Genomic DNA, 21,292 nt, shown 5'->3' with positions numbered 1-21,292 from the left:
CGAGATGCTTCCAGCCGAGCTGTCCCCACTGTGCGCCAGTGAGTGAACCGAACAGCGGGTGCGACGGCCAGGTCGCTCGCGTGGATTCGCTGGCATAGCGATGCACGAGCTGACTGAGGTTCTCGCGTTCATGGCTCCACTGTGCCGGGGCGCGCGCAAGCAGCTCTCTGGCCGTTGGAGCGCTCTTGGGAAACGGCAACACGTTGAGCACGAGCCACTTCACAATCCCGAGTCGCACCATCGGGACTCGTTTCGGTTCACACGTCAGGTCACCATACGCCATGCGCAACGCATCGCTGCAGTGCGCGAGCATCTGCGGCGCACTCATGCGCCCCCACAACGGTTTGTCGTCTGGCGCGAGCTTCGTGATACGCTCTATCATGGTCGCGCGGGTCGCCGGATCAGCGAGTGTAGGCATACCGCAAGATATGCACCGCTGACAACACCGTCACGGCAGCCTGCGTATGGCGAGTGGACGGGTCCCTCACACTTTCCTTCCCTCTCCCTCCCATGCGCATCACCTCATCGGCCGCCATCGTGGGCCTGCTCACGGCCCTCAGCGCCCCCATCGCCGCAGAAGCTCAGGCGAAATCATCGCCCTGCACTCGCGTCGAATCCGCCTGCGAGCGGTGGATCACGTTCGGCAAGGGCCCCGCGCGCTCGATGGTATACGCGACGTACTCCCTCGACGCCGCCAATCCGAACCTCACCCGTGCCCTCGTCATGGTGCACGGCGCCGGGCGCAACGCCGATCACTACTTCGAGACGTCCACCGCCGCGGGTTTTCTGGCGGGTGCGCTCGACAACACCATCATCATCGCGCCGCGCTTCATTGCCGGACAGGACAAGCCATCGGCCAATGAAGTGATGTGGCCGGAGGGCGGTACATCGTGGCGCGCCGGTGGGTTTTCACCCAACAATCCCACGATTTCGTCGTTCGACTTCGTGGATGAAATGGTGAAGAGGCTCTCCAACAAGAAGAACTTTCCCAAGCTCACGAAGATCGTCATTGCCGGGCATTCGGCGGGTGGTCAGCTCGCCACGCGCTACGGCATGGTGAACAAGGTCCACGACACGCCGGGCGTGGAGCTCTCGTACGTGGTGGCGAACCCGTCGAGCTACGCGTGGCCGTCTGCGGTGCGTCCCCTCCCCACGGGCCACGCCAATCCGGTGGATGCCGACAAGGCAGCGTTGGGGAAGGACGGCGAGGAAGTGCACAGCAACTTCACGTTCGGTGCGGCCGATGCGACGAAGGCGCCCAACTTCAATCGCTGGCCCGCCGGCCTCGAAAACCTCGTCGGCTATTCGGCCGGCATGGACACCGCGCAACTCGTCAAGCAACTCGTCGCGCGTCCCGTCACCTACCTGCTCGGCCAGGTCGACGTGCTGCCGCTGGGTGGTTTTGATTCCTCACCGAACGCGATGGCGCAGGGCCCCACGCGACGCGCACGCGGCGAAGCGTTCTTCAAGTACGTCAACGAGACGCTGGGCGCGAAGCACAAGGCCATCATCGTCTCGGAGTGCGGGCACAATGATCGGTGCGTGTTCACCACCGATGTCGTACTTCCGGTGATCTTCCCCAAGTAACTGACACCCTCGGGGATCCGGCGGACATCCGGATCCCCGATGTATCACGATGGATCACTCAGTTCGCCGCGGCCGGTGGCCGACGAATGAGCAGATTGGCAATGCCTCCCAGCGCACCCACGGCCAGGGCGCCCAATACAATGGCCGGCGTGAAGTAGAGGTCCACACCGAGGACCGCGTCCAGCGCGTAGCGCCCATAACCAACCAGGGCGAGCAGCACGGCGCCGGCAGCGAAGAGCATGTTCACTTCGATGCCATTGTTTGCCGAAAACAGACCGCCCTTCCAGTGCACGGTCACCGCCGCGACGATCATCACGGAGACCATGAGCGCAGGCCCCACCGGCCCAAGCAGCCCCACCGCCACCAGCAGTCCGCTCACGACCTCGGTGAACGCCGCCAGAAACGCAAAGAACTTGCCCTGGCGATAGCCGAGCTGCGTGAAAAACTGCCCGGTGGGCCCCAGGCCGTAACCACCAAACCAGCCGAACAGTTTCTGGGCGCCATGGGCGGCCATGTAGAGCCCCAGCACGAGGCGCAGTGTGAGAAGGCCCAAGGCCACGGTGGCGGGCTGATCGTAGGTCGACATGGAAGTACGCAATGCAAAGGGGACGGGCGGCGCCCCGTGCGCCATGCCCTTGCTCCAACAGTACGCGTTCCTGTAGGATCATCTATGACCAATGAGCCGCATTATACGTCCAATCGTCCATCCAATGTGGACGCATCGGATGTCGTTTCGGACATTTTGCGTGCCGTGCGCCTGTCAGCCGAGGTGTTTGGGCGTTTCGAGGCATCGGCGCCCTGGGCCATGCGCGTGCCGGGCGACGACTATTTCGCCTTCTATCTCATCGCCCGCGGCGGGGCCTGGCTGGAGTTGACCGACGCCGGCGTGCCCCCAGTGGCCCTGTCGGCGGGCGATGTTGTGCTGCTCCCGCACGGCGGCCATCACGTGCTGCGAGACGCTGAACGGTCAGTGGCGGTGGAACATCAGGTAGGCGCCAACAGCTGCCCACGCCCGACCACCATGGAAACCATTCGCATGGGCGGCGGCGGTACCGTATCCACGTTTGTGGCCGGCGCCTTCCGGTTTGGCGCCGAAGGCCGTGGCATTCTGCTCGAGACACTGCCGCCGATTCTGCATGTCGCAGCTGGCGATGCGGACATGAGCGCGGCGCTTGCCGCCACCATTCAGCTCATCCTCGCCGAGAGTGCGAACCCGGCGCCGGGTGGCGCGTTGTTGTCCACACGATTGGCGGAGATTCTGCTGGTGCAGGCGCTGCGGGTACACACGCATCGCACACACGATGCCAACGCGGCAGCGGTCGATCACACACAGCACGCACAGGGCCTGTGTGCTCTGGCCGATCCGCACATTGGCGCTGCGCTGCGTCTCATGCACGCCCGTCCTGCCGATGCATGGACGGTGGCCACACTGGCGCATGCCGTGGGTCAATCCCGTTCCGCGTTTGCCGCGCGATTTGCAGAACTGGTTGGCGAATCGCCGTTGCAGTATCTCACGCGCTGGCGCATGACGCAGGCTGCGGAGTGGCTGCGCGACCGCAACGACAGCGTGCCGGCGATTGCCGAACGCGTGGGCTATGGCAATGCGGCGGCGTTCATGAAAGCGTTCACGCGCGTGCAGGGACAGGGGCCCGGTGCGTATCGGCGCGCGCACCGTCAGCGATTACACGCGGACTCTGTCCCGTCCAACGCTTGAACGCACGCGAAAAGGCGGCGGGCTCCGAGAACCCCAGCAGCGCAGCGGTTTGCTGCACCGTCGCGCCGCGCTCCGCGAGGTAGTGTCGCGCCAGCGATTCGCGCAGTTCCGCCACCACCTGCGCAAACGTGGTGCCCTCGGCCTGTAGATTGCGTAGCAAGGTCTGCCGGCTCATGGCCAGCGCCGAGGCGACCATGGGCATGCTGACCTGCCCTTCGGGCAATCGGGCGCGCAACACGTCTTCGACGCGCCCCCGGCAACCCTGTGTCCGCTGCAACGCCGCCAACTGTTCATCGGCATGTGTCGTGAGGATGCGATACGTCGTGCGTGGAGTCGGGGACAGCGTATGCTCCCACCAGGCCGGATCGAGCAGCAATGCATTGCGAGACGCCCCGAACCGCACGGACACGCCGAACACGTCAGCATAGACCGCGGCATGTGATGGCGGTGCGTAGGTCAATGACACGGCGCGCAGCACCTGATGGCTGGCGCGCGTGCGCATTCCCACCGCGAACCGTGCAAACGTCGCTTCCGTGAGTTCGATCGTCGCGTCCACATGCGGCCGGGTATCGAACATCCAGATACCGTCCGGTGTGCGCTCAAAGCCATATCGGTCGACTCCTGATGCCTCACCAAAATCGAACGACAAGCGAGCGTAGCGATTGAGCTGCTGAAAGGCATCGGCCACCGTTCCCGACGCACTGCCCACTGCGCCCACCACGGAGATCTGCGCGCAGGCCACGGCAGCGCCCCAATGCAGGGCGATGGCGGGATCGTTGACGAGCAGGGCCGCTTGCCGCACCAGTGCGAGATGACAGGCCAACGGCACACGGCGATCGGCGTGACCGACCCCGGTGAACCACTCGGCATCGAGTCCCGCCGCACGCAGCAACGCCCTGCGCGGACAGCCGCGCTCCACCGCATAGTCGAGAAAGCCCTCCGTGTATCCCACCGACATCGTGGCGGCCGTGAGCGCGGAGGGCAGAGCGGGCGATCGTGCAGACAGAAGAATCATGGGAGGCGGGAGAGGTCTTCTCACAACGGCGCGGAAGGTCGCCGGGATTCACCCACAAATCGCCGCGTCTGAGGCAGCGGATCATGCCGTTGGGTCCGGCGATCATCGCGCCACTGGGCAGCCGATCCCACACTGCGCCCATGACCTATACAACTTCGATCCGTTGGCTGACCCGTTCAGCAGTGGCCTGGACGATCGTGGCCGTGACCGGCCAGCTGTTTTTTGCCTTGTATATCACGATGCTGTACGGCGGCGGCTTGATGGCCGGCCGGTTTGCAGAGGCACTCGACACATTCATGCCGCGCGGACACGTGCCAGGTGATTCGGTGGGCAATACCGTCATCGCCACGCACCTGCTGATGGCGGTGCTCATGATCACGCTGAGCGGTGTGCAGCTGCTGCCTGTCATCCGTCGGCGCGCGCCGCAGGTGCACCGCTGGTGCGGCCGTATCTACGCCACGCTGGCGTCTCTCCTGGCACTCGGCGGACTGTATCTCGTCTGGGTACGCGGGGGAGCAGCCGGCGACGCCTTCAATCATCTGGGAGTGACCAGCAACGCGCTGGTGATCCTGTTCTGCGTCGTCATGGCTGTGCGAGCCGCCCGAGCGCGCGACATCGACACGCACCGGCGCTGGGCGCTGCGACTCTACCTCGCCACCAACGGCGTGTGGTTCTTTCGCATTGGCCTGACGCTATGGCTGGTCATTCACGGCCGTCCGGTGGGGTTCGATCCCGACACATTCACCGGGCCTTTTCTCATCGCACTGGCCTTTGCCCAATTCCTGCTGCCTTTGCTGATACTCGAGGGATACCTCCGAGCCCGCGCGCATCAACGTGCCGCCGTTCACATGGCAATGGCCACCGTGCTGATCCTCTGCACGATGGCCACTGCAGCCGGCATTGGCACGGCCACCATGATTCTGTGGTGGCCGAGGATGTAGCTGATCGTCAGGCCGACTCGTCGCCGATCGCCTTGTACACGACGGCGCCAATCGCTCCGCCAATGATGGGCGCCACCCAGAACAGCCACAGTTGTGCGACGGCCCATCCACCGACGAACACCGCCACACCGGTGCTGCGCGCCGGGTTCACCGACGTGTTGGTGACGGGGATGCTCACCAGATGGATGAGGGTAAGGCCCAGACCGATCGCGATCGGTGCAAACCCGGCAGGCGCACGCTTGTCGGTGGCTCCGAGGATGATGAGCAGAAAGAACATGGTCATCACCACCTCGGTCACCAGCGCGGCCACCATGGAGTAGCCACCGGGTGAGTGTTCCGCAAAACCATTCGACGCGAATCCGCTGCTCACATCGAAGGCCGGATTGCCACTCGCGATCACGTACAACACGCCGCCCGCCGCGATGGCACCCAATACCTGCGCCACGATGTAGGGGACCAACTTGGCTGCTGGGAAACGTCCGGCCACACACAATCCCACCGATACCGCGGGATTGAGATGGCACCCGGAGATGTGTCCGATGGCAAAGGCCATCGTGAGCACCGTGAGTCCAAACGCAAACGACACACCCAGCAAACCAATACCGACATTCGGGAACGCGGCCGCCAGCACCGCACTCCCACAGCCACCAAGCACCAGCCAGAACGTTCCGAGAAATTCTGCGCCGTACTGCTTCATGCCCGATCTCCGTGGAGGGGTTGGCGGAGAAGATGCCTCCTCAGGGGCGCCAGGCAAGACCGAGGCTGTAACGACGGAAGTCGACTTTGCCGGGCTCGAAGGTGTCCGTGGCACCCGTACCGGGGAACTGGCCGACTGCGCCAAGCATCACCTCAGCCTCGATCGCGAGGGGCCATCCCGATTTGGGAGTCCAGGTTGCGGTGACTCCGCCCGATCCTCCCAGCAGCGGGTCCGTGCCCTTCAGCAACCGTTGTGTCCTCTGTCCGTGAATACGGACGGCGAGCTCCGCGACATCCACACCGCCACTCGCGAGCACACTGACGCGTTCACGGCGAAGCAGTGGCACACCCAATCCGAGGCTCCACATCCAGAAGCCACTTCGAGACACCGCGTCTTCCGCTCCGCAGTCCATCCCAGGCGGCACCAGCCCCTGACAGGTGGAGGTGAGCATCTCTTTGCGCCCACCCGCGTGATCGACTCCAGCGCGGAGCCAGATGCCGGATTGACCAAGCTGACCACGCACCTGCACAGCGCCGCCGAGAAGATTGTCCGGTGTGTTGCGATTGTGATTGTTGACGGCGATGGCGCGGACCGCCACGGTCTGGGCGTGCAGGTCGCGATCTGCCACAGAGCCCGTCGTACACACCAGTGCGACGCCAACCAAACAAGCGAATCGTTTCACGAGTAGCGACTGGAGAGGAAGAACAGTGGCATCATACCAGTGGCGTGTACGAGAAACTCAGGGCAGCCAGGTGAGGCTGATGCCGTAGCGGCGGAAGTTGAAGCCTTTCGGATTGTACCCATGCACATTACCGGCGTCCCGCATGTTGAGCCCGCCCAGCATGACTTCGGCCTCGATACTGAGCGGGGATGTCACCTTCGGCTTCCACGCCATGGACACTCCAGCGGCTCCGCCCTTGACGCGCTCGAACATGCTGGCCACCGTGCCGTCGGTATCAGTGAGCAGCAGGTGAAGCTCACCGACCTGGACGTCACCAATGACACTCACCGAGGTGCGCGTCGTGCGCGGGTCTCCCACAACAGGAACACTCAATCCTGCTCCGCCGACCAATACGGCGGTGCGGGAACTGGGGGCGTTGGCGCCGCACCATACCGGCTGCATCGGGGAACACGGTCGCCGCACACGATCCGTGTTCCCCATGGCGCGATCGACGCTGATGCGGAGTAGCACGGGTGAATTTACGATCGGACCACGCAGCATCAGTCGGGCCCCCCACACCACGCCAGCGACGTCTTCGTTGCTGGTGTTGTCGAGCAGAAAACCTCGCGCAATCACCGTCTGCGCGCGCGCAACGGTTCCATGCGACCACAGTGCTGCGGCCAGCAGGGACATCCACACCCAACGACCCCTGAACTTTCGATCGAATGCCATGAGCAATATTCACTGATTGAGCGACCACGTCGGACATCAACGCTTTCAGTAAGCCTTACGCGCGCTTCAGCTGCTCGATCTTCCGTATTTCCTGCGCAACAGTTGGTACCGCACGGCCCCGAGCGGATCGATGCCGGACACCTCATCGAGCTGTCCGGCGACGTCAGGTCGTGGTGGTGGGAAAGATGCGTGCGCGCACGCGCTGCAGGATCGGCCGGTCGCAGCGCCCTTCGGTGCGAACCCGCACGGTCGTATCGAAGGGCTGGTATCCCGCGTGCTCGAGTCGCACCCGCCACTGTCCTCCTCCACAGCATCCAAAGTACGTGGAGGAAGAGTCCGAGATGGGCCGAGGCTGCATGGGTTTTTCGATGCCATTCTGCGTAACGCGGATCATCGCTCCACCCAGAGCCACAGGACGAGACGTCGTGGCGTTGATGAACGTCATCTCGATGCCAGGATAGCCCACCGCATCACAGCCACATCCCGTCAGGGCTGCAGCGCCTGCGCCGATCAGCAGCCAATGCCATCGTTTCGTTTGTGCCATAGCTCATTCAATGAAAAAGGAAACGTCAAAGAGTCTTCGCGTACAATCGCGTCCCCGCCAGCACGGCCTCATGCCGGCCTATCGGCGCCCACGCCACGGATCCGAAAACGCTCGATTGCCCAGGAACGTCGAATCGGTGAGCGACTGCAGGAACGCCACCAGATCTGCGCGGTCGGTACCACGAAGTTCGAAGCCGTGCACCGCTGGCGCCTTGTTCGGATTGTCGTGGCCCACTCCGGCTCGCGGACCCTGCGCGATCGTTCGACCACCAGCGGCATAGTGATCGATCACGTCCTCGAGCGTCGCCAGGCTGCCGTCGTGCATGTAGGGCGCCGTTTCCGCAATATTGCGCAGCGTGGGGGCACGAAACCGCCCCACATCACCCGGAAGGCCTGTATGCACATGCAGACCGGTGTTGGGTGATGGATACGATGTTCCGCCCGGCAGGTTGTACAAACCGGTATTGAAGAACGCCGCCTGCGTGAGCGTGTCCCTTTCGTGGCGAATGCCGCCGCTGAAGTTCCATCCTCCGTGGCACTGGAAACACCCACCACGCTGGCCGGAGAAGAAGATCACCTCACCGCGCTTCGCCGCATCCGAGATGGCGTTGCGATCTCCGCCATAGCGATAGCGATCATACGGAGAACGCACCGAGATGAGCGTGCGCTGAAACGATGCCAGTGCACGCGCCACATTGCGCACGCTGATCGCTGCGGTGTCGTCCGGGAAAGCGTCGGTGAACAGCGGGCGATAGCGCGGGTCGGTCTTGAGGCGCTGCAGCAGCTCGGCGCCGTCGGCCGCATGTCCCATTTCGACAGGCGACGTGCCAAAGAGCGGCACCAGCACCTGCGCCTCGAGCGTGGTGGTGGTGGGATCGGCCCAGTTGTAGGCCGGATTGTACGCCACGTTGGTGAGGGTCATGCTGCTGCGCGGGTGCACATCACCAGTGGATCCAATCGCCTGCTCGCGCCCATCGGCAAACCCGAGCGACGGGGTGTGGCACGCTGCGCAAGTGAGGCGACCGTTGCCGGACAAACGCGCATCGTAGAACAGATGACGGCCCAGCAGCACCTTGGCCGCCGTCATCGGATTGTCGGCCGGCACCGGGGGACGCGGGAACGGCGCCGGGATGTCCCACACATACGGCTCCGGCTTCGCGCTCGCACGTCCCGGGGCGACACTGGCAACGGTTGCCACTGGCCGATCGAGCCACCTCAACGCCGAGGCCACACACACCGCGCCCAGCGTGAACACGAGCGCGGACAGTGTCGTCAGGCCGCGGCGCATGTGGCTACTTGCGGACCGTGACCACCTGGAGACTCGACAGCATGCGCACCGAGCGCGCGCCACGCTTGTCGGTCGGCACCACCAGGCGAAACGCACCGGTCTCGCCGAACAGCGACTCGCCGTTGGCGCGATCGGCCAGCAGGAACTGCCCGCCCGACATCTCCGGATCGAGCTCACCCAGCGAGAACACCACCTGGTAGCCGTCCGAGGCCATGGCGACCACGTAGGTCGACAACGCCGCCCCGCGCAGCGCATTGCCCAGCGGCGCACCGGCCTTCTTCAGCACCTCCGCCACCCACACGCCCTCATAGGTGGTGACGATGCCATTGCTCTCCGTGCGCACAGACGCACGCGGCATGGCCGCAAGATCCGAGGCCTTGAGCGTGAGCGACTGCGTCACGGCGCCCGTCACCTGCACGGTGGGCTCGGCGCGCACCGACTGTTGCGCGGCGGCTGGGGCCGCCAGCGCGCACGCGGTGCCAACAAAGGCGAGCGGCATCGCAGCGGCGAACGTGAATCGGGACGTCCTGAGACGGACCATGATCTGCCGGAAGGAGGTAGAGGACTCCTGAATATCGCGCACTGCGAAGCCGGTTGTGCACCGGGCTCCTGCGAAATATCATGCAACCTTAAGGTTGCACTTATATCTCAGATACATGCGGCGGAGACTTCATGGCGGGACTGGATCGCATCAAGAAGAGGGTACAGCTCGCGGCCCCAGTAAACCGGGTTTGGCGTGCCATCACGGATCACCGGGAGTTCAGCGCGTGGTTTGGCGTGCACCTCACCGGGCCATTCGTGGTGGGGCAGCCCGTGACGGGCGCCTTCGATGAACGCCTGAGCGCGGACGGCGTGATGGAGTTCCAGGAGAGCATGGGACTCACGCCATCGCCGGTCACGATTCCCGACGGACCCACGGTGTTCTGCACGGTCATTGCCATGGAGCCCGAACATCGCTTCGCCTTCCGGTGGATTCCATTCGGCATCGATGCCAGTGTCGACCCCACCACGGAGCCCACGACGCTGGTGGAGTTCCTGCTCGAACCGGATGGGGACGGCACACAGCTCACCATCATTGAATCGGGGTTCGACGACGTGCCGGCCCATCGCCGCGAACGCGCGTTCATGATGAATCACGCCGGTTGGGCGGGGCAGGCCGAGAACCTCGCGCGGCATGTCGAAGACCAGTAGGTCGGGATCAACAGACGGCGACGTCGAAGACCTGTTCTTCGCGCTGGGAGATCGACACCGACTCTCGGTCGTGCGCACGTTGCGCGCCCGCGGGGCACTCTCCGCCACGATGCTGGCCGACGATGCGATCGTGACACGCCAGGCCATCGTGAAACACCTGCGCATTCTCGAACGCGCAGGCCTGGTGTCGCATCAGCGTCGTGGTCGCGAGGTACTGTACGCCCTCGAGGCACGTCGTCTCGACGAAGCCCGCACGTTCCTCGATGGCATCTCGGCCGGCTGGGATCGCGCCATCACCCGACTGCGGCGTCTGGTAGAAGAACCGTAAGCGAGTGAGCCGGGAATCACGCCGGTGAGTCGGATAGCTCCGGGAACAACGCCTGCTCCACCAGTTCGAGCAGAATATGAATGACCTTGATGTGCAGCTCCTGCACCCGATCGGCGTACCGACCAGCCGGCGTGCAGATCTCGATATCGCCCAACGCGCCAAGTGGCGTGTCGGAGCGGCCGGTGAACGCGATCACCCGCATACCACGGGCGCGCGCCACTTCGGCAGCGCGCAGAACATTCGGGCTGGTGCCACTGGTGCTGATGGCCACGAGCACGTCTCCCGCCTGTCCGTGGGCTTCCACATAGCGCGCAAAGACCTGCTCGTAGCCAAAGTCATTGGCGACGCAGCTCAGGTGCCCCACATCGCTGATGGCCTGTGCCGCCAATGCGCGCCGGTTCTTTCGGTAGCGCCCTGACAGCTCTTCGGCGAAGTGCATGGCATCACTCATCGAGCCGCCGTTGCCGCAGGAGTAGACACGCCCGCGGCCGCTCAGCGTTTCAGCGAGCAGCGCACCAGCCGCGACGATGGCATCAAGGGTGGCGGTGTTGCGGCGCAGTGCGTCCAGGGCGGAAGCGCTTTCGGCGAGCGCGCCGGTGACAATGTCGCGACGGATATCAGTCATGGATGACACGGGAGACGGGTGATGCCCAACAGGTATGGCGCGCGTGTGTCAGACTGCCACATGAAGCAGCCATTGCTTCAGGATGGCGAGAACCGCAGTTCGATCACGCTCGACCTGCGCGACGTCGGCAAAGTGCAGCAGCGCCCGATCGGCGCCCTTCCAGGTCAGGAGCTTGCCCGGATCGGACACGTGTGATGGCATGTCCGCGTCCGGGCGCGCTTTGACTCCGAGGTGTAACACGAGCTGCACACCGGATTTGCCCCGCAGATGAAAGGTCGCGAAGTGCTCCGATGTGTAATAGCTGGGCGCGTTCCACTTCACGCCCTCTTTCACCGACTTGTCCGCTGACAGGATGACACCACGCACCGCACGAATCACATCATCATGCGGATGCCTGAGCTCCTGCAGCAGCTGATCGGCGGACTGGCTCATCGCAGTGTCCGCACTTCGATGCGCGACGCCTTGGCCGGCACGTGGTATACGCGCATGGTAGCTGCCTTGTAGTCGGATGGCTTGGCCTCGAAAATGTCCTTCACGAAAGTCTGCGGATTGCGATCGATGAACGGGAACCAGGTGCTCTGCACCTGCACCATGATGCGGTGCCCCTTGAGGAAGGTGTGATTCACGTCGGGCATCTCGAACGCCAGCGAATCCGGCACATTGGGCGTGAACGGAATCGGCTTCTCCCAGCTGCGGCGATAGCGGGCCCGGAACGGCTCGCCGCGAATCAGGAACTGCGCACCGGCACGCACGAAGCCCTGCTCATCATCGGGCAGGTTCCGCGCGTCGGCCGGCTGCACGTCGATGAGCTTCACCATGAAGTCGGCATCGGTACCGCTGGTGGCCACATGCAGCTTGGGCACGATCGGACCGGCGATGGTGATGTCTTCTTCGAGCACATCACTCACGTACGTCAGCACATCAGGGCGACGCGACGCATAGCGCTGATCGGCCACGATATAGTCACGCGGCATGCCCTGTCCTTCGATGCGATCCATCGTGGGGACCGGCTTCATCGGATCGCTCACGTAGCTGTCATACGCCGCCGCGCCGGTAGCGGCCGTCGGAGCCGCAAACGACAGCTTGCCACCCGCATGGAAGTACAGCGCGCGGGGTGTGGCATCGGCTGGCGGGAACTGCTCGTAGTGCCGCCACACATTACGTCCTGTCTCGAATACCGTTGCTTCGGCGAGCTTGGGGTCGGGACCGCCCTTGAGGTGATGCAGGAAGAACGGGAACTCCACGGAGTCGCGGAAATACACACCCAGTGAGGCCGTTCCGAAGCGCTGCGCCCCGAGGCTGTTCGCGTCACCTCGGCCCCATCCACCGTGTGACCACGGTCCGACGATGATGCGGGCATTGTTGCCCGGCGAAAGCTTTTCGATACCGCGCCAGGTGCGCCACGGACCCTGCAGGTCTTCCGTGTCGAACAAACCGCCCACCACCAGCATGGCCGGCTTCATGTTCTTCACGAAGCGGCTGATGTCGCGGGCCTTGTTGTATTCGTCGTACGTCACGTGCGGTACGAACTCGTACCACACCGGCGCCGAGTCGCGGGGCATGATGCGACGGGCAGCAGGCCCTACAGGACCGAGGTTCAGGTAGTACTGATAGGCATCGGGGCCAATGCTCAGACGGCTGCCGCGTTCCACGCCCGGCGGGCTGCCATCGGGACGCCCGAAGCGGTAGAAGAACGTGAAGTTGTGCGCCAGCAGAAACGCGCCATTGTGGAAGTTGTCATCACCCATCCAGACGTCGGTCATCGGCGCCTGCGGTGAGCAGGCCACCAGCGCCGGATGGGCATCGATGCAGCTGGCCGTGGCGTAGAAGCCGGGCCACGAACCGCCGTAGATGCCCACACGCCCGTTGTTCGGCGTGACGTTCTTGAGCAACCACTCGATGGTGTCGTACGTGTCGGTGCTTTCGTCCACCTCACCCGGCTTCTTGGACGGGTTGTGCGGCGTCATGCTGGTGAAGTTGCCTTCCGACATGTAGCGCCCGCGCACGTCCTGCACGATGAACACGTACCCATCGCGCGCGAACCGCGGATTGCTGCTCGGGCCAAGCGTCGCGCGAATGGCCTCACCGTAGGGCTGCGCGCTGTACGGCGTGCGCGTCATCAGGAACGGAAAGCGCTTCCCGGCCGTGTCGCGCGGGATGTACATCGACGTGAGCAGTTTCACGCCGTCGCGCATGGGCACGCGCGCCTCGACCTTGCGATAGTTCGCCTTGATCCAGACGGAGTCGATGGGCTGCGCAGCAGCGGGCCGAACGATGGCCACCGCCAGCATCGCGGCGGCCAGAAGGGTGCGTGGGAATCCAGTCATGCAGTGAAGCTGCCACGACCCGCAGCGCCGCAACAGGCACCCCCGACGCGATCCGATGCGGGTGCGCCGGCCATCCCTTTCAGGAGGAATGTGCCAGCCGGCGGATTCCGTTCACCGTCCCACGCGCCCCCACGCCATCGAGCTCCGCACGCAGAGCCTCGAGCAGCTCGGCGGTGGTGAACGGCTTGGTGAGCACCTCTTCGCCCGCTTCGAGAGCCAGCATCTGCGCGCCGATCTCGCTGCCATACCCGCTCATGAACAGCCGTCGCATCCCCGGATGCAGGGTGCGCAATTCCTGACACAGCTCGAACCCATCGATGGCACCCGGCATGACGATATCGGACAGCAGCAGGTGGATCGGTCCACAGTGGCGGCGCACCACATCCAGTGCCTCGGCGCCGTTCATTGCCACCAGCACCTGATAGCCCTGCTGCTCCAGCACGAGCTGCAGCAGCGACCGGACGCTCGGGTCGTCTTCAGCCACCAGGATCGTCTCGTGCGCCCGGAATACCTCACGAGCCGGCGTAGCCTCCGCCTGCTCGGAGGCTGTCCGACCAGACATCGGCAGCGACACGGTGAACGTGGTGCCCTGGCCCAGAGCGCTCTGCACCTCCACCACGCCGTGATGCTGGCTGACAATGCCGAACACCGATGCGAGGCCCAGCCCCGTGCCCTCACCCACCGGCTTGGTGGTGAAGAACGGCTCGAAGATCCGCGAGAGATGATCGGGTGCAATGCCCGTTCCGGTGTCTGTCACACTGAAACCGACATGTGTCACCCTTTCGCCCCCCCCGCGAGCACCGGGCTCGGTTTCGCTCACATCTCGCGTGAACGTGCGGATGACGAGCGTTCCACCGCGCGGCATCGCATCCTTGGCGTTTACGGCGAGGTTCATCAGTATTTGCTCGAGCATGCCGACGTCCGCAGTGGCCACCAATGAACCCGGCGCCAACTCCACCGTGAGCGCCACGGTTTCACCAAGCAAGCGATCGAGCAGACCGGAGAAGCCCTTCACGACCTGATTGAGATCGACATCCTCCACGCGCATCATCTGCCGACGGCTGAATGCCAGCAGTTGCCGGGTGAGCGACTTGGCGCGGTCCACCGACTGCCCGATCTCCACCAGATCTCGACGGACCTCTTCAGGCGCGCCATCGGTGGTGAGCGCCAGCTCCACCTGGATGATCATGGCCGCGAGAATATTGTTGAAGTCGTGGGCCACGCCACCCGCGAGCTGGCCCACGGCCTCCATCTTCTGTGCCTGGCGGAACTGGTCCTCCAGAATGCGCTGTTCGGTCACGTCCTGCGCGGTGCCCACGACACGCTCTACCGTGCCATCTGGACCAGCAACCGGAAACGCCCGATCACGAATCCATCGGATGGCACCATCGGCCCGCACGATACGGTAGGTCTCGTCGTACGTGCCCGCCACCTGCTGCTCACGCGCCGCCTGCATCACCCGCTCGCGATCATCCGCATGGATGTGCTCCACCCACGACTCCGGCGCCGCATAGAGATCAGCCTGCGAGCGTCCCCAGATGCGTTCATAGGCCGGACTCACATACAACATCTGCTGCTTGGCCACGTCGGTCATCCAGAAGACTTCCTCGATCGCCTCGGCCAGCTCCCGGAATCGCTGCTCGGCACTCTGCACCGCGCCTTCCATGCGCAGGTGCTCGTTCACGTTTTCGTCGAGCGCGCGCGCCGTCTGCAGTTGATGACGGTGCGACGTCACGACGCCCACGTACAGCACGATGCTCAGCATGGCGGCCACTACGACGGCGACATCAAAGCGGCGATCGAGCTGCTGGGATGCCGCTGCCAGTTGCATGCGTTGCCCACGATCCAACTCTTCGGCCATCAGCTCGAGTTCATGGAACGCCTCACGGATCCGCCCTTCGAATTTTCCGCGTTCCGCCCCGGTGGCCTTGTCCCACATACTGAGCTGGACAAGGAAAGACCGCGCCTGCCGATCGAGAGCCGCCATGGGAGCAGTCGCTTCTCCGGATCCACTCGCACGCTCCTTCCCAGTCAGTGGACGGCGCAGTGCCTCCACCGCCTGATGCAGCAACGCCAATCCCTGCTCGCGCTGAAACGGAATGCCTGTACTGTCGGCGAGCATCACATGCAGAAACCCCTGCGACAGATCGGCGCGCGCCTCCCGGACGGAGCTGAGGATCGTCTCGGACCGGGTGACCACTCGCGTCTGCAACACATGCAGCCACAGGACGCCGATGCAAAGGCTCACCGAAGCCAGCACGGCAAAACACCCCCACCAAAAGGGGCGCTGCGGGCCATGCACTGCACGCATCCGCAGGGGGCGACGCATGGCGGTCACGGCAACGAGTCTACCCGGGCTGTCGCGCGTCTCGTCCTGTCGAGATTCCCCACGCCAAAACGTTCGAGCAGTTGCTGATGTTCCTTGGACCCGATGAACCGTGTGAGCTCCACATCCCACGCTTCGCGAAGCGCACGGTCTTCGGGACGGAAGGCAAAGGCCGTTTCATCCGTGGCCCGCTGGTCGATGGCCGACGAATCCATCGCCGCCCAACTGAAGTCATCGGGATGCAGCGCCGCGAACCAGCGTACGGTGGGCAACGACAGCGCGAGCGCATTCACCGTGCCGGTGCGTACCATGGCGGCCCCGGCTGCGGCGTCGGGCACCACCACCACGCGAGCCTTGTCGCGCACAATCTTGAGCAGCGCGTCCGCTTCGACGGAATTGCCCAGTACGGCGACACGCAACGACGGGCGTTTGGCAAAGGCATCGTAGGAGTGCAGTCGCTCCGGGTTTCCGGCCGACGTCAGCAGCGCCGACTGCACACGCAGGGTGGAGTGCGAGAATGCGATCCGCTGTGCGCGCTCTTTCGTCACGAACCACCCGGCGGCCGCCACATCGTAGTCTCCGGCCAGCAGGCCGTCGACCAGCGCACCGAATCGCACGAGGCGCCAGTGTACGGATGGAATGCCCAGACGCCGTGCCACTTCGCGTGCGATCGCGGGCTCCACACCGGTGACCTCGCCCTCCTCATCGACGAAGGCATATGGCGCCTCCACGGCATAGCCAATGCGCAGTCCCCCCTCGTTCCGTGCATGGTCGAGGGATTGATCCTGTGACTCTATGTAGACCTTCGGCCCCGCCACCATCGCCATGATCAGCGCGAGCAGCGTCAGCATCAGCAGTGGCGTGACATGATCGACACGCCGCCGCAGTCGTAGGGCTTTCCTGGATTTTGCCATCGCGACCGTACCCGTCCAACATCCGTATCCAATGGCTGCCGCGCACCTCATCGCCCGCCATGAGCAATGTCTCACCCGCCTTGCGGGCATTCCTGCGCCGGCAGCACTTCAACTCTTCTACAGGATCGGCAGCCCGCTCTGGACACTCCACGCACGACTGGCCCCTGAAAAGGCCCAGCGCTTTACAATTGTGTAAGCGTCGGCTTCACGTCCGGTGACCGTCCCCCCGATTCCTCCACATCGTCACGCCCATGACCCGGTCCTTCCAGGCTCTGTTCAGACTCGCCGTGCGCATGCACCTCTCATGCCTGGCGCTGGCCTCGGCGGCGTTCCCGGCCCTTGGCTCAGCACAGTCCGCGGACGCGATCCCGGCGAAGTACCGTGATGTCGCCAATCGCATCATCGCCGCGGCCCAAGCCGACAGCGCGGGCGCCTGGAATCGCATTGCGGAACTGAGTGACCGATTCGGTCATCGGTTCTCCGGTTCACAGGCGCTGGAGCAGGCCATCGACTGGACCGTCACCACGATGAAGGCCGATGCACTGGACAATGTGCGCAAGGAACGCGTGATGGTACCGCACTGGGTGCGCGGTACGGAGTCCCTCGAACTGGTCGCACCACGCCGCCAGTTGCTGCCCATGTTGGGCCTGGGCGGCAGCATTGCCACGCCGGCCGCGGGCATCACGGCCGAGGTGATGGTGGTGGCCTCGTTCGAGGAACTCACGCAGCGCGCCGCTGAAGCCAAGGGTAAGATCGTGTTGTACGACGCGGAGTGGCGCGACTACGGCTACAATGGCGCGTTCCGTCGGCAAGGTGCGGTGGCTGCCGCAAAGGTTGGCGCAGTGGCCAGTCTCGCACGATCGGCGGGCCCGTACAGTATGCGCACGCCGCACACTGGCAACATGAGCTACGACAGCACCGTCACGAAGATTCCGCACGCCAGCGTGACCGCAGAAGACGCGATGATGATGCGTCGCATGATTGCGCGCGGCGAGAAGGTGCGCGTGACGCTCAAGATGAGTGCGCGCATGTTGCCCGATGCCGTAAGCCACAACGTCATTGGTGAGCTCAAGGGGCGTGAAAAGCCTGCGGAGATCGTGGTGATGGGCGGGCACATCGATTCGTGGGACGTGGGTCAGGGTGCGATGGACGATGCGGGTGGTGTAGTGGCCGCATGGGAAGCCATCCGCCTGCTCAAGAAGCTGGGGCTCACGCCGCGCCGCACCATTCGCGTGGTGGGCTGGACCAACGAAGAAAATGGCGGCCGCGGTGGGCAAGCCTATCGTGATGCCCACCAGAGCGAAGTGCACCAACTCGCCATTGAAAGCGATGGCGGTGTGTTCTCACCGCTCGGCTTTGGTTTCACCGGATCGGCGGAGGCGCGCAAGCTGGTGGAAGCGGTGGGCACGCTGCTGACGCCGATCGGCGCAGGCCGCATCGGACCGACCGGTGGTGGCGCGGACATCGGTCCGATCATGCAGACCGGTGTGCCGGGCATGGGGCTCGAGGTGGATGGCAGCCGGTATTTCTGGTTTCACCACACCGACGCCGATACGCCCGACAAGCTCGACCCGAAGGAAGTGCAGCGCTGCGTGGCCGCGATGGCTATCATGGCGTACATCGTGGCCGATCTCGAGCAGGGATTGCCGCGGTGATACCGGCGAAAAGCAGGACCGCTCCCAACCTTCAGGATTCCCCGAACTCCAGACGCACCAGCTCCCTGTAGCGGGCGACCAGAGCGCGTTGAGCCGATGGTGAATCGGGCGCTTCCATCAGCGTGAGACACCCCTGCTCCCGACGTACGGTGAGCAGGGTCTGCGCTGCGGTCTCGAGGTCGCAGCGGCCAGCCTGATAGTCCAACAGCGTCGTGCGCACCCGAGCATCGAGCATGACATTCTCCGTGTGGGGCACTCATTGCAGCAACTCGCGCAATGCGCCGTTCGTCACACCAATTGATTCCTGCAGCGTGGCCAATATCGCGCGATCCCGGCTTGCACACTAGGATCAGGCACGTACGCGCGCCCCACTCAACCGTTCGAGGTCCCGCTGTGCCCGATATCGTTCATCGCATAGGCATCAAGGCGCCGATCACGCGCGTGTACGCCGCGCTGGCCACGGTTGATGGAGTGGCGGGTTGGTGGACCCGCAACACGAGCGGTGACGCCCGTGTTGGCGGGGCCATCACGTTTCGCTTCGAGAATGCTGAGGGCGTTGAGCTCGGTCGTTTCGATGTGAACGTCACGGCACTCGATGGAGACCAGCTGGTGCGGTGGCATGTGGTCGCCGGGCCTGATGAGTGGGTGGGTACCGATATCGAATTTGCGTTGGCCGAGGAAGGCGACTTCACCATCGTGCGTTTCGGGCACCGCCGCTGGCGGGAAGAAGTGGAGTTCATGGCCCATTGCAGCATGAAGTGGGCGACCTTCCTGCTCAGCCTGCGCGCTTATGTCGAATCCGGAACAGGCCGCCCATCACCGGACGACCTCAAGATCGACAACTGGAACTGACGACGCCCTCGCGCTCAGCGTCGAGTGCACCAATTGTGCGGTTCGTGTGTCGGATGACACATGAGCACACGTCGCAAGACACTCGGGCTGATGCTGGGCGCGCTGAGCTGTACGTTGCTGGGCGCCACGTCCCGCGCACACGCGACAGGGCCCGAACAGGTTCGCCATGACCCGCGAGCACTTTTCCGGCACGACAGCGCCGCACCGCTGGCCATTGTCACGGAGCCCGTTGCATCGCTGGACACAGGCATCACCATGCAGCGGATCAGCTATGCCAGCCGCGGCGGAGACCGCGCCTCCGGTGTGATTGCCGTACCCAACACCGCAGGTCCTCACCCTGCGGTACTTCTCCTGCATGGCCTTCCCGGCAACGCCGAACAAGCAATGCGCGCGGTGGGCTACAGCCATGCGCGACGCGGGGCCATCGTGCTCTCCATTGATGCGCCGTGGGCCCGTCGCGGATCATTGCCATCGTTCACCGTGCAGGACAGCGTCGATCAGGTGCAGCTCATTCATGACCTGCGTCGCGCCGTGGACCTGCTGCGCCAGCGATCCGATGTCGACCCGAAGCGCATCGCCTATGTGGGTGGCAGCTATGGCGGCGCGATGGGCACACTGTTTCTGAGCGTCGAAGATCGCATTGCTGCGGGCATCCTGTTCGTGCCCGACGGCGGCATGGTGGACCATATGACCAACCGCGATGGATCACCCGCTCGTCCACTCGCCGAATTGCCTGCAACCGCGCAGGCGCGCTGGCTGGCCGCCATGCGCCCCATCGAACCCATTCGGTTTGCGAATCAGATTCGCACACCCGCCCTGCTCGTACAGAACGGGCGTCGCGACCAGTACGTATCCACCGAAGACGCCGAAGCCCTGCATCGCGCGTTGCCCCAGCACACCACCGTGGAGTGGTACGACTCCGGGCATGGACTGCCCTCCACCGCCTCGCAGTCGCGGCACGCGTGGCTGGCCAAACAGATCGGCACACGCCCCTAAAAGTCATCGGCAAAGACAATCACCAGGACAATTGCCCGAAGCCACTCGCCTTTCAATCCCTTCCCTTCCTGCTGTTTTCGCGCGCAGCGCCTGCAGGAACCCTTATATCCCTTCATGGACCTCGCCGTGTGCGCGACTGTTCGGGATAACAAGGGAATGCGGCGGAATGGAAGGGTTCCTGCAGGCGCTGCGCGCGAAAACTGCAGGACATCAAAGGAACGAAGGGAAATCAATAGAGAACGCCGCCCCACGCGATTCCTGGCGCATGGGACGGCGTTCGAATGTGCGGATCAGGTGCTACTGCCGATCCCAGAACGGCGGCGGCTCGATGCCGAGCGCGCGCAGGTACACATAGCCTTGCCCGCGATGATGATTCTCATTGTCGATGGCGTAGAAGAACTGGCTCCACACCGTACCGGTGTACTGGCCGAACAGCGTGATCGTCTCGCCGAAACGTTCAGGGGCGATCTGGTTGTACAGGGCATCCAGCTCCGTCGTGGCTTCGTCCCACTTGGCCAGCAACTCCGCTTTGGTGGCCGGTGCCTTCTCCTCGAACTGCGTCACTTCACCAGTGACAATCTGCTTGGCCATGGGCACCCCGATGGCCAGCATCTCGGCCGTCAGTACCGCGAACGGCCGCATGCCGCCAATCGAAAAGGTGTAGAGCTGATCCTCGGGAAACGCTTCGATGACACGCCGGGTGACGCGGCGCAGCCCCTGCCAGTGCGCAAGCAACTCGGCGGGGGTGAGAACGGCTGTGGGCATGGCTGACTCCTTGGGCGGAAGGGCGCGAACACCGAAGTTCCGGGCTTCGGTATTTTTTCGGTCTGCCGATATTAGGGCCCTGGGACGACCCCCGCAAGGCGGGCCGCCCTCCGCCTTCGTCAAGCCGCCTGATCG

The 21,292-nt window shown here is 64.1% G+C and carries 24 protein-coding genes; 8 read left to right on the top strand and 16 right to left on the bottom strand.

Features of this window, described 5'->3' with window-relative positions; all coding sequences use genetic code 11:
• Nucleotides 1-418 (bottom strand): hypothetical protein (locus tag VGE27_RS03360; RefSeq protein WP_331048220.1); only part of this gene is annotated, 418 nt, incomplete at its 3' end.
• 92 nt (nucleotides 419-510) lie between these two features.
• Here VGE27_RS03360 and VGE27_RS03355 point away from each other — a divergent pair.
• On the top strand, nucleotides 511-1,587 hold the full coding sequence (locus VGE27_RS03355) for an alpha/beta hydrolase (protein ID WP_331048219.1): 1,077 nt from the start codon (nucleotides 511-513) through the stop codon (nucleotides 1,585-1,587).
• A gap of 58 nt (nucleotides 1,588-1,645) precedes the next feature.
• On the opposite strand, the gene VGE27_RS03350 is transcribed toward VGE27_RS03355, so the two are convergent.
• A complete protein-coding gene (locus VGE27_RS03350) occupies nucleotides 1,646-2,173 on the bottom strand; it encodes a DoxX family protein (protein WP_331048218.1) in 528 nt (175 codons plus the stop codon).
• An 84-nt stretch (nucleotides 2,174-2,257) separates the two neighbouring features.
• Between VGE27_RS03350 and VGE27_RS03345 the strand changes: the two genes are divergently transcribed.
• Entirely contained in the window at nucleotides 2,258-3,301 is a 1,044-nt protein-coding gene (locus VGE27_RS03345; RefSeq protein ID WP_331048217.1) for an AraC family transcriptional regulator, read from the top strand.
• On the opposite strand, the gene VGE27_RS03340 is transcribed toward VGE27_RS03345, so the two are convergent.
• Nucleotides 3,213-4,316, bottom strand: coding sequence for an AraC family transcriptional regulator (locus tag VGE27_RS03340; RefSeq protein WP_331048216.1), 1,104 nt, complete (start codon nucleotides 4,314-4,316; stop codon nucleotides 3,213-3,215). The two genes, VGE27_RS03345 and VGE27_RS03340, sit on opposite strands and share 89 nt — an antisense overlap.
• Before the next feature lie 140 nt (nucleotides 4,317-4,456).
• On the opposite strand from VGE27_RS03340, the gene VGE27_RS03335 reads away from it, so the two are divergent.
• Nucleotides 4,457-5,257 (top strand): DUF2306 domain-containing protein, encoded by an 801-nt coding sequence (locus VGE27_RS03335; RefSeq protein ID WP_331048215.1) that lies wholly within the window; start codon nucleotides 4,457-4,459, stop codon nucleotides 5,255-5,257.
• Between the two features lie 7 nt (nucleotides 5,258-5,264).
• Here the strand turns inward: VGE27_RS03335 and aqpZ are convergent, their stop codons facing one another.
• The 6 genes from aqpZ to VGE27_RS03305 all read right to left on the bottom strand — a co-directional run bounded on the left by aqpZ (nucleotide 5,265) and on the right by VGE27_RS03305 (nucleotide 9,719).
• Nucleotides 5,265-5,954, bottom strand: coding sequence for an aquaporin Z (gene aqpZ / locus VGE27_RS03330; RefSeq protein ID WP_331048214.1), 690 nt, complete (start codon nucleotides 5,952-5,954; stop codon nucleotides 5,265-5,267).
• A gap of 40 nt (nucleotides 5,955-5,994) precedes the next feature.
• On the bottom strand, nucleotides 5,995-6,636 hold the full coding sequence (locus VGE27_RS03325) for a hypothetical protein (RefSeq protein ID WP_331048213.1): 642 nt from the start codon (nucleotides 6,634-6,636) through the stop codon (nucleotides 5,995-5,997).
• A gap of 57 nt (nucleotides 6,637-6,693) precedes the next feature.
• Nucleotides 6,694-7,347, bottom strand: a complete 654-nt coding sequence (locus tag VGE27_RS03320) for a hypothetical protein (protein WP_331048212.1) — start codon at nucleotides 7,345-7,347, stop codon at nucleotides 6,694-6,696.
• Nucleotides 7,348-7,510: 163 nt separating this feature from the next.
• Nucleotides 7,511-7,891, bottom strand: coding sequence for a hypothetical protein (locus tag VGE27_RS03315; RefSeq protein ID WP_331048211.1), 381 nt, complete (start codon nucleotides 7,889-7,891; stop codon nucleotides 7,511-7,513).
• A gap of 78 nt (nucleotides 7,892-7,969) precedes the next feature.
• Entirely contained in the window at nucleotides 7,970-9,178 is a 1,209-nt protein-coding gene (locus VGE27_RS03310; RefSeq protein ID WP_331048210.1) for an MbnH family di-heme enzyme, read from the bottom strand.
• 4 nt (nucleotides 9,179-9,182) lie between these two features.
• Nucleotides 9,183-9,719, bottom strand: a complete 537-nt coding sequence (locus tag VGE27_RS03305) for a molybdopterin-dependent oxidoreductase (RefSeq protein WP_331048209.1) — start codon at nucleotides 9,717-9,719, stop codon at nucleotides 9,183-9,185.
• A 131-nt stretch (nucleotides 9,720-9,850) separates the two neighbouring features.
• Here VGE27_RS03305 and VGE27_RS03300 point away from each other — a divergent pair, with 131 nt between their 5' ends.
• Nucleotides 9,851-10,369 (top strand): SRPBCC family protein, encoded by a 519-nt coding sequence (locus VGE27_RS03300; protein WP_331048208.1) that lies wholly within the window; start codon nucleotides 9,851-9,853, stop codon nucleotides 10,367-10,369.
• Nucleotides 10,353-10,697, top strand: a complete 345-nt coding sequence (locus VGE27_RS03295; protein WP_331048207.1) for a metalloregulator ArsR/SmtB family transcription factor — start codon at nucleotides 10,353-10,355, stop codon at nucleotides 10,695-10,697. The genes VGE27_RS03300 and VGE27_RS03295 overlap by 17 nt, the downstream gene beginning before the upstream one ends.
• 16 nt (nucleotides 10,698-10,713) lie before the next feature.
• On the opposite strand, the gene VGE27_RS03290 is transcribed toward VGE27_RS03295, so the two are convergent.
• From VGE27_RS03290 to VGE27_RS03270, 5 genes are all read right to left on the bottom strand, one after another.
• Nucleotides 10,714-11,322, bottom strand: coding sequence for an SIS domain-containing protein (locus VGE27_RS03290; RefSeq protein WP_331048206.1), 609 nt, complete (start codon nucleotides 11,320-11,322; stop codon nucleotides 10,714-10,716).
• Between the two features lie 48 nt (nucleotides 11,323-11,370).
• Nucleotides 11,371-11,754, bottom strand: coding sequence for a DUF1801 domain-containing protein (locus VGE27_RS03285; protein WP_331048205.1), 384 nt, complete (start codon nucleotides 11,752-11,754; stop codon nucleotides 11,371-11,373).
• The gene (locus VGE27_RS03280; RefSeq protein ID WP_331048204.1) at nucleotides 11,751-13,649 is read right to left on the bottom strand and encodes a CocE/NonD family hydrolase; all 1,899 of its coding nucleotides are present in this window, start codon (nucleotides 13,647-13,649) and stop codon (nucleotides 11,751-11,753) included. The genes VGE27_RS03285 and VGE27_RS03280 overlap by 4 nt, the downstream gene beginning before the upstream one ends.
• Nucleotides 13,650-13,728: 79 nt before the next feature.
• Nucleotides 13,729-15,978, bottom strand: a complete 2,250-nt coding sequence (locus VGE27_RS03275; protein ID WP_331048203.1) for a PAS domain-containing hybrid sensor histidine kinase/response regulator — start codon at nucleotides 15,976-15,978, stop codon at nucleotides 13,729-13,731.
• Between the two features lie 5 nt (nucleotides 15,979-15,983).
• Nucleotides 15,984-16,826, bottom strand: a complete 843-nt coding sequence (locus VGE27_RS03270; protein ID WP_331048202.1) for a transporter substrate-binding domain-containing protein — start codon at nucleotides 16,824-16,826, stop codon at nucleotides 15,984-15,986.
• A 314-nt stretch (nucleotides 16,827-17,140) separates the two neighbouring features.
• Between VGE27_RS03270 and VGE27_RS03265 the strand changes: the two genes are divergently transcribed.
• A complete protein-coding gene (locus VGE27_RS03265) occupies nucleotides 17,141-18,544 on the top strand; it encodes a M20/M25/M40 family metallo-hydrolase (RefSeq protein ID WP_331048201.1) in 1,404 nt (467 codons plus the stop codon).
• 31 nt (nucleotides 18,545-18,575) lie between these two features.
• Here the strand turns inward: VGE27_RS03265 and VGE27_RS03260 are convergent, their stop codons facing one another.
• Nucleotides 18,576-18,779, bottom strand: a complete 204-nt coding sequence (locus tag VGE27_RS03260; RefSeq protein WP_331048200.1) for a hypothetical protein — start codon at nucleotides 18,777-18,779, stop codon at nucleotides 18,576-18,578.
• A gap of 158 nt (nucleotides 18,780-18,937) precedes the next feature.
• On the opposite strand from VGE27_RS03260, the gene VGE27_RS03255 reads away from it, so the two are divergent.
• The gene (locus VGE27_RS03255) at nucleotides 18,938-19,396 is read left to right on the top strand and encodes an SRPBCC domain-containing protein (RefSeq protein ID WP_331048199.1); all 459 of its coding nucleotides are present in this window, start codon (nucleotides 18,938-18,940) and stop codon (nucleotides 19,394-19,396) included.
• 60 nt (nucleotides 19,397-19,456) lie between these two features.
• Nucleotides 19,457-20,392 (top strand): alpha/beta hydrolase family protein, encoded by a 936-nt coding sequence (locus tag VGE27_RS03250; protein WP_331048198.1) that lies wholly within the window; start codon nucleotides 19,457-19,459, stop codon nucleotides 20,390-20,392.
• A gap of 297 nt (nucleotides 20,393-20,689) precedes the next feature.
• Here VGE27_RS03250 and VGE27_RS03245 read toward each other — a convergent pair whose 3' ends face one another.
• The gene (locus tag VGE27_RS03245) at nucleotides 20,690-21,157 is read right to left on the bottom strand and encodes a DinB family protein (protein WP_331048197.1); all 468 of its coding nucleotides are present in this window, start codon (nucleotides 21,155-21,157) and stop codon (nucleotides 20,690-20,692) included.
• Nucleotides 21,158-21,292 lie beyond the last annotated feature (135 nt).

The organism is Gemmatimonas sp., from assembly GCF_036405635.1.
Lineage (GTDB): Bacteria > Gemmatimonadota > Gemmatimonadetes > Gemmatimonadales > Gemmatimonadaceae > Gemmatimonas.
This window is presented reverse-complemented; position numbering and strand designations above follow the sequence as displayed.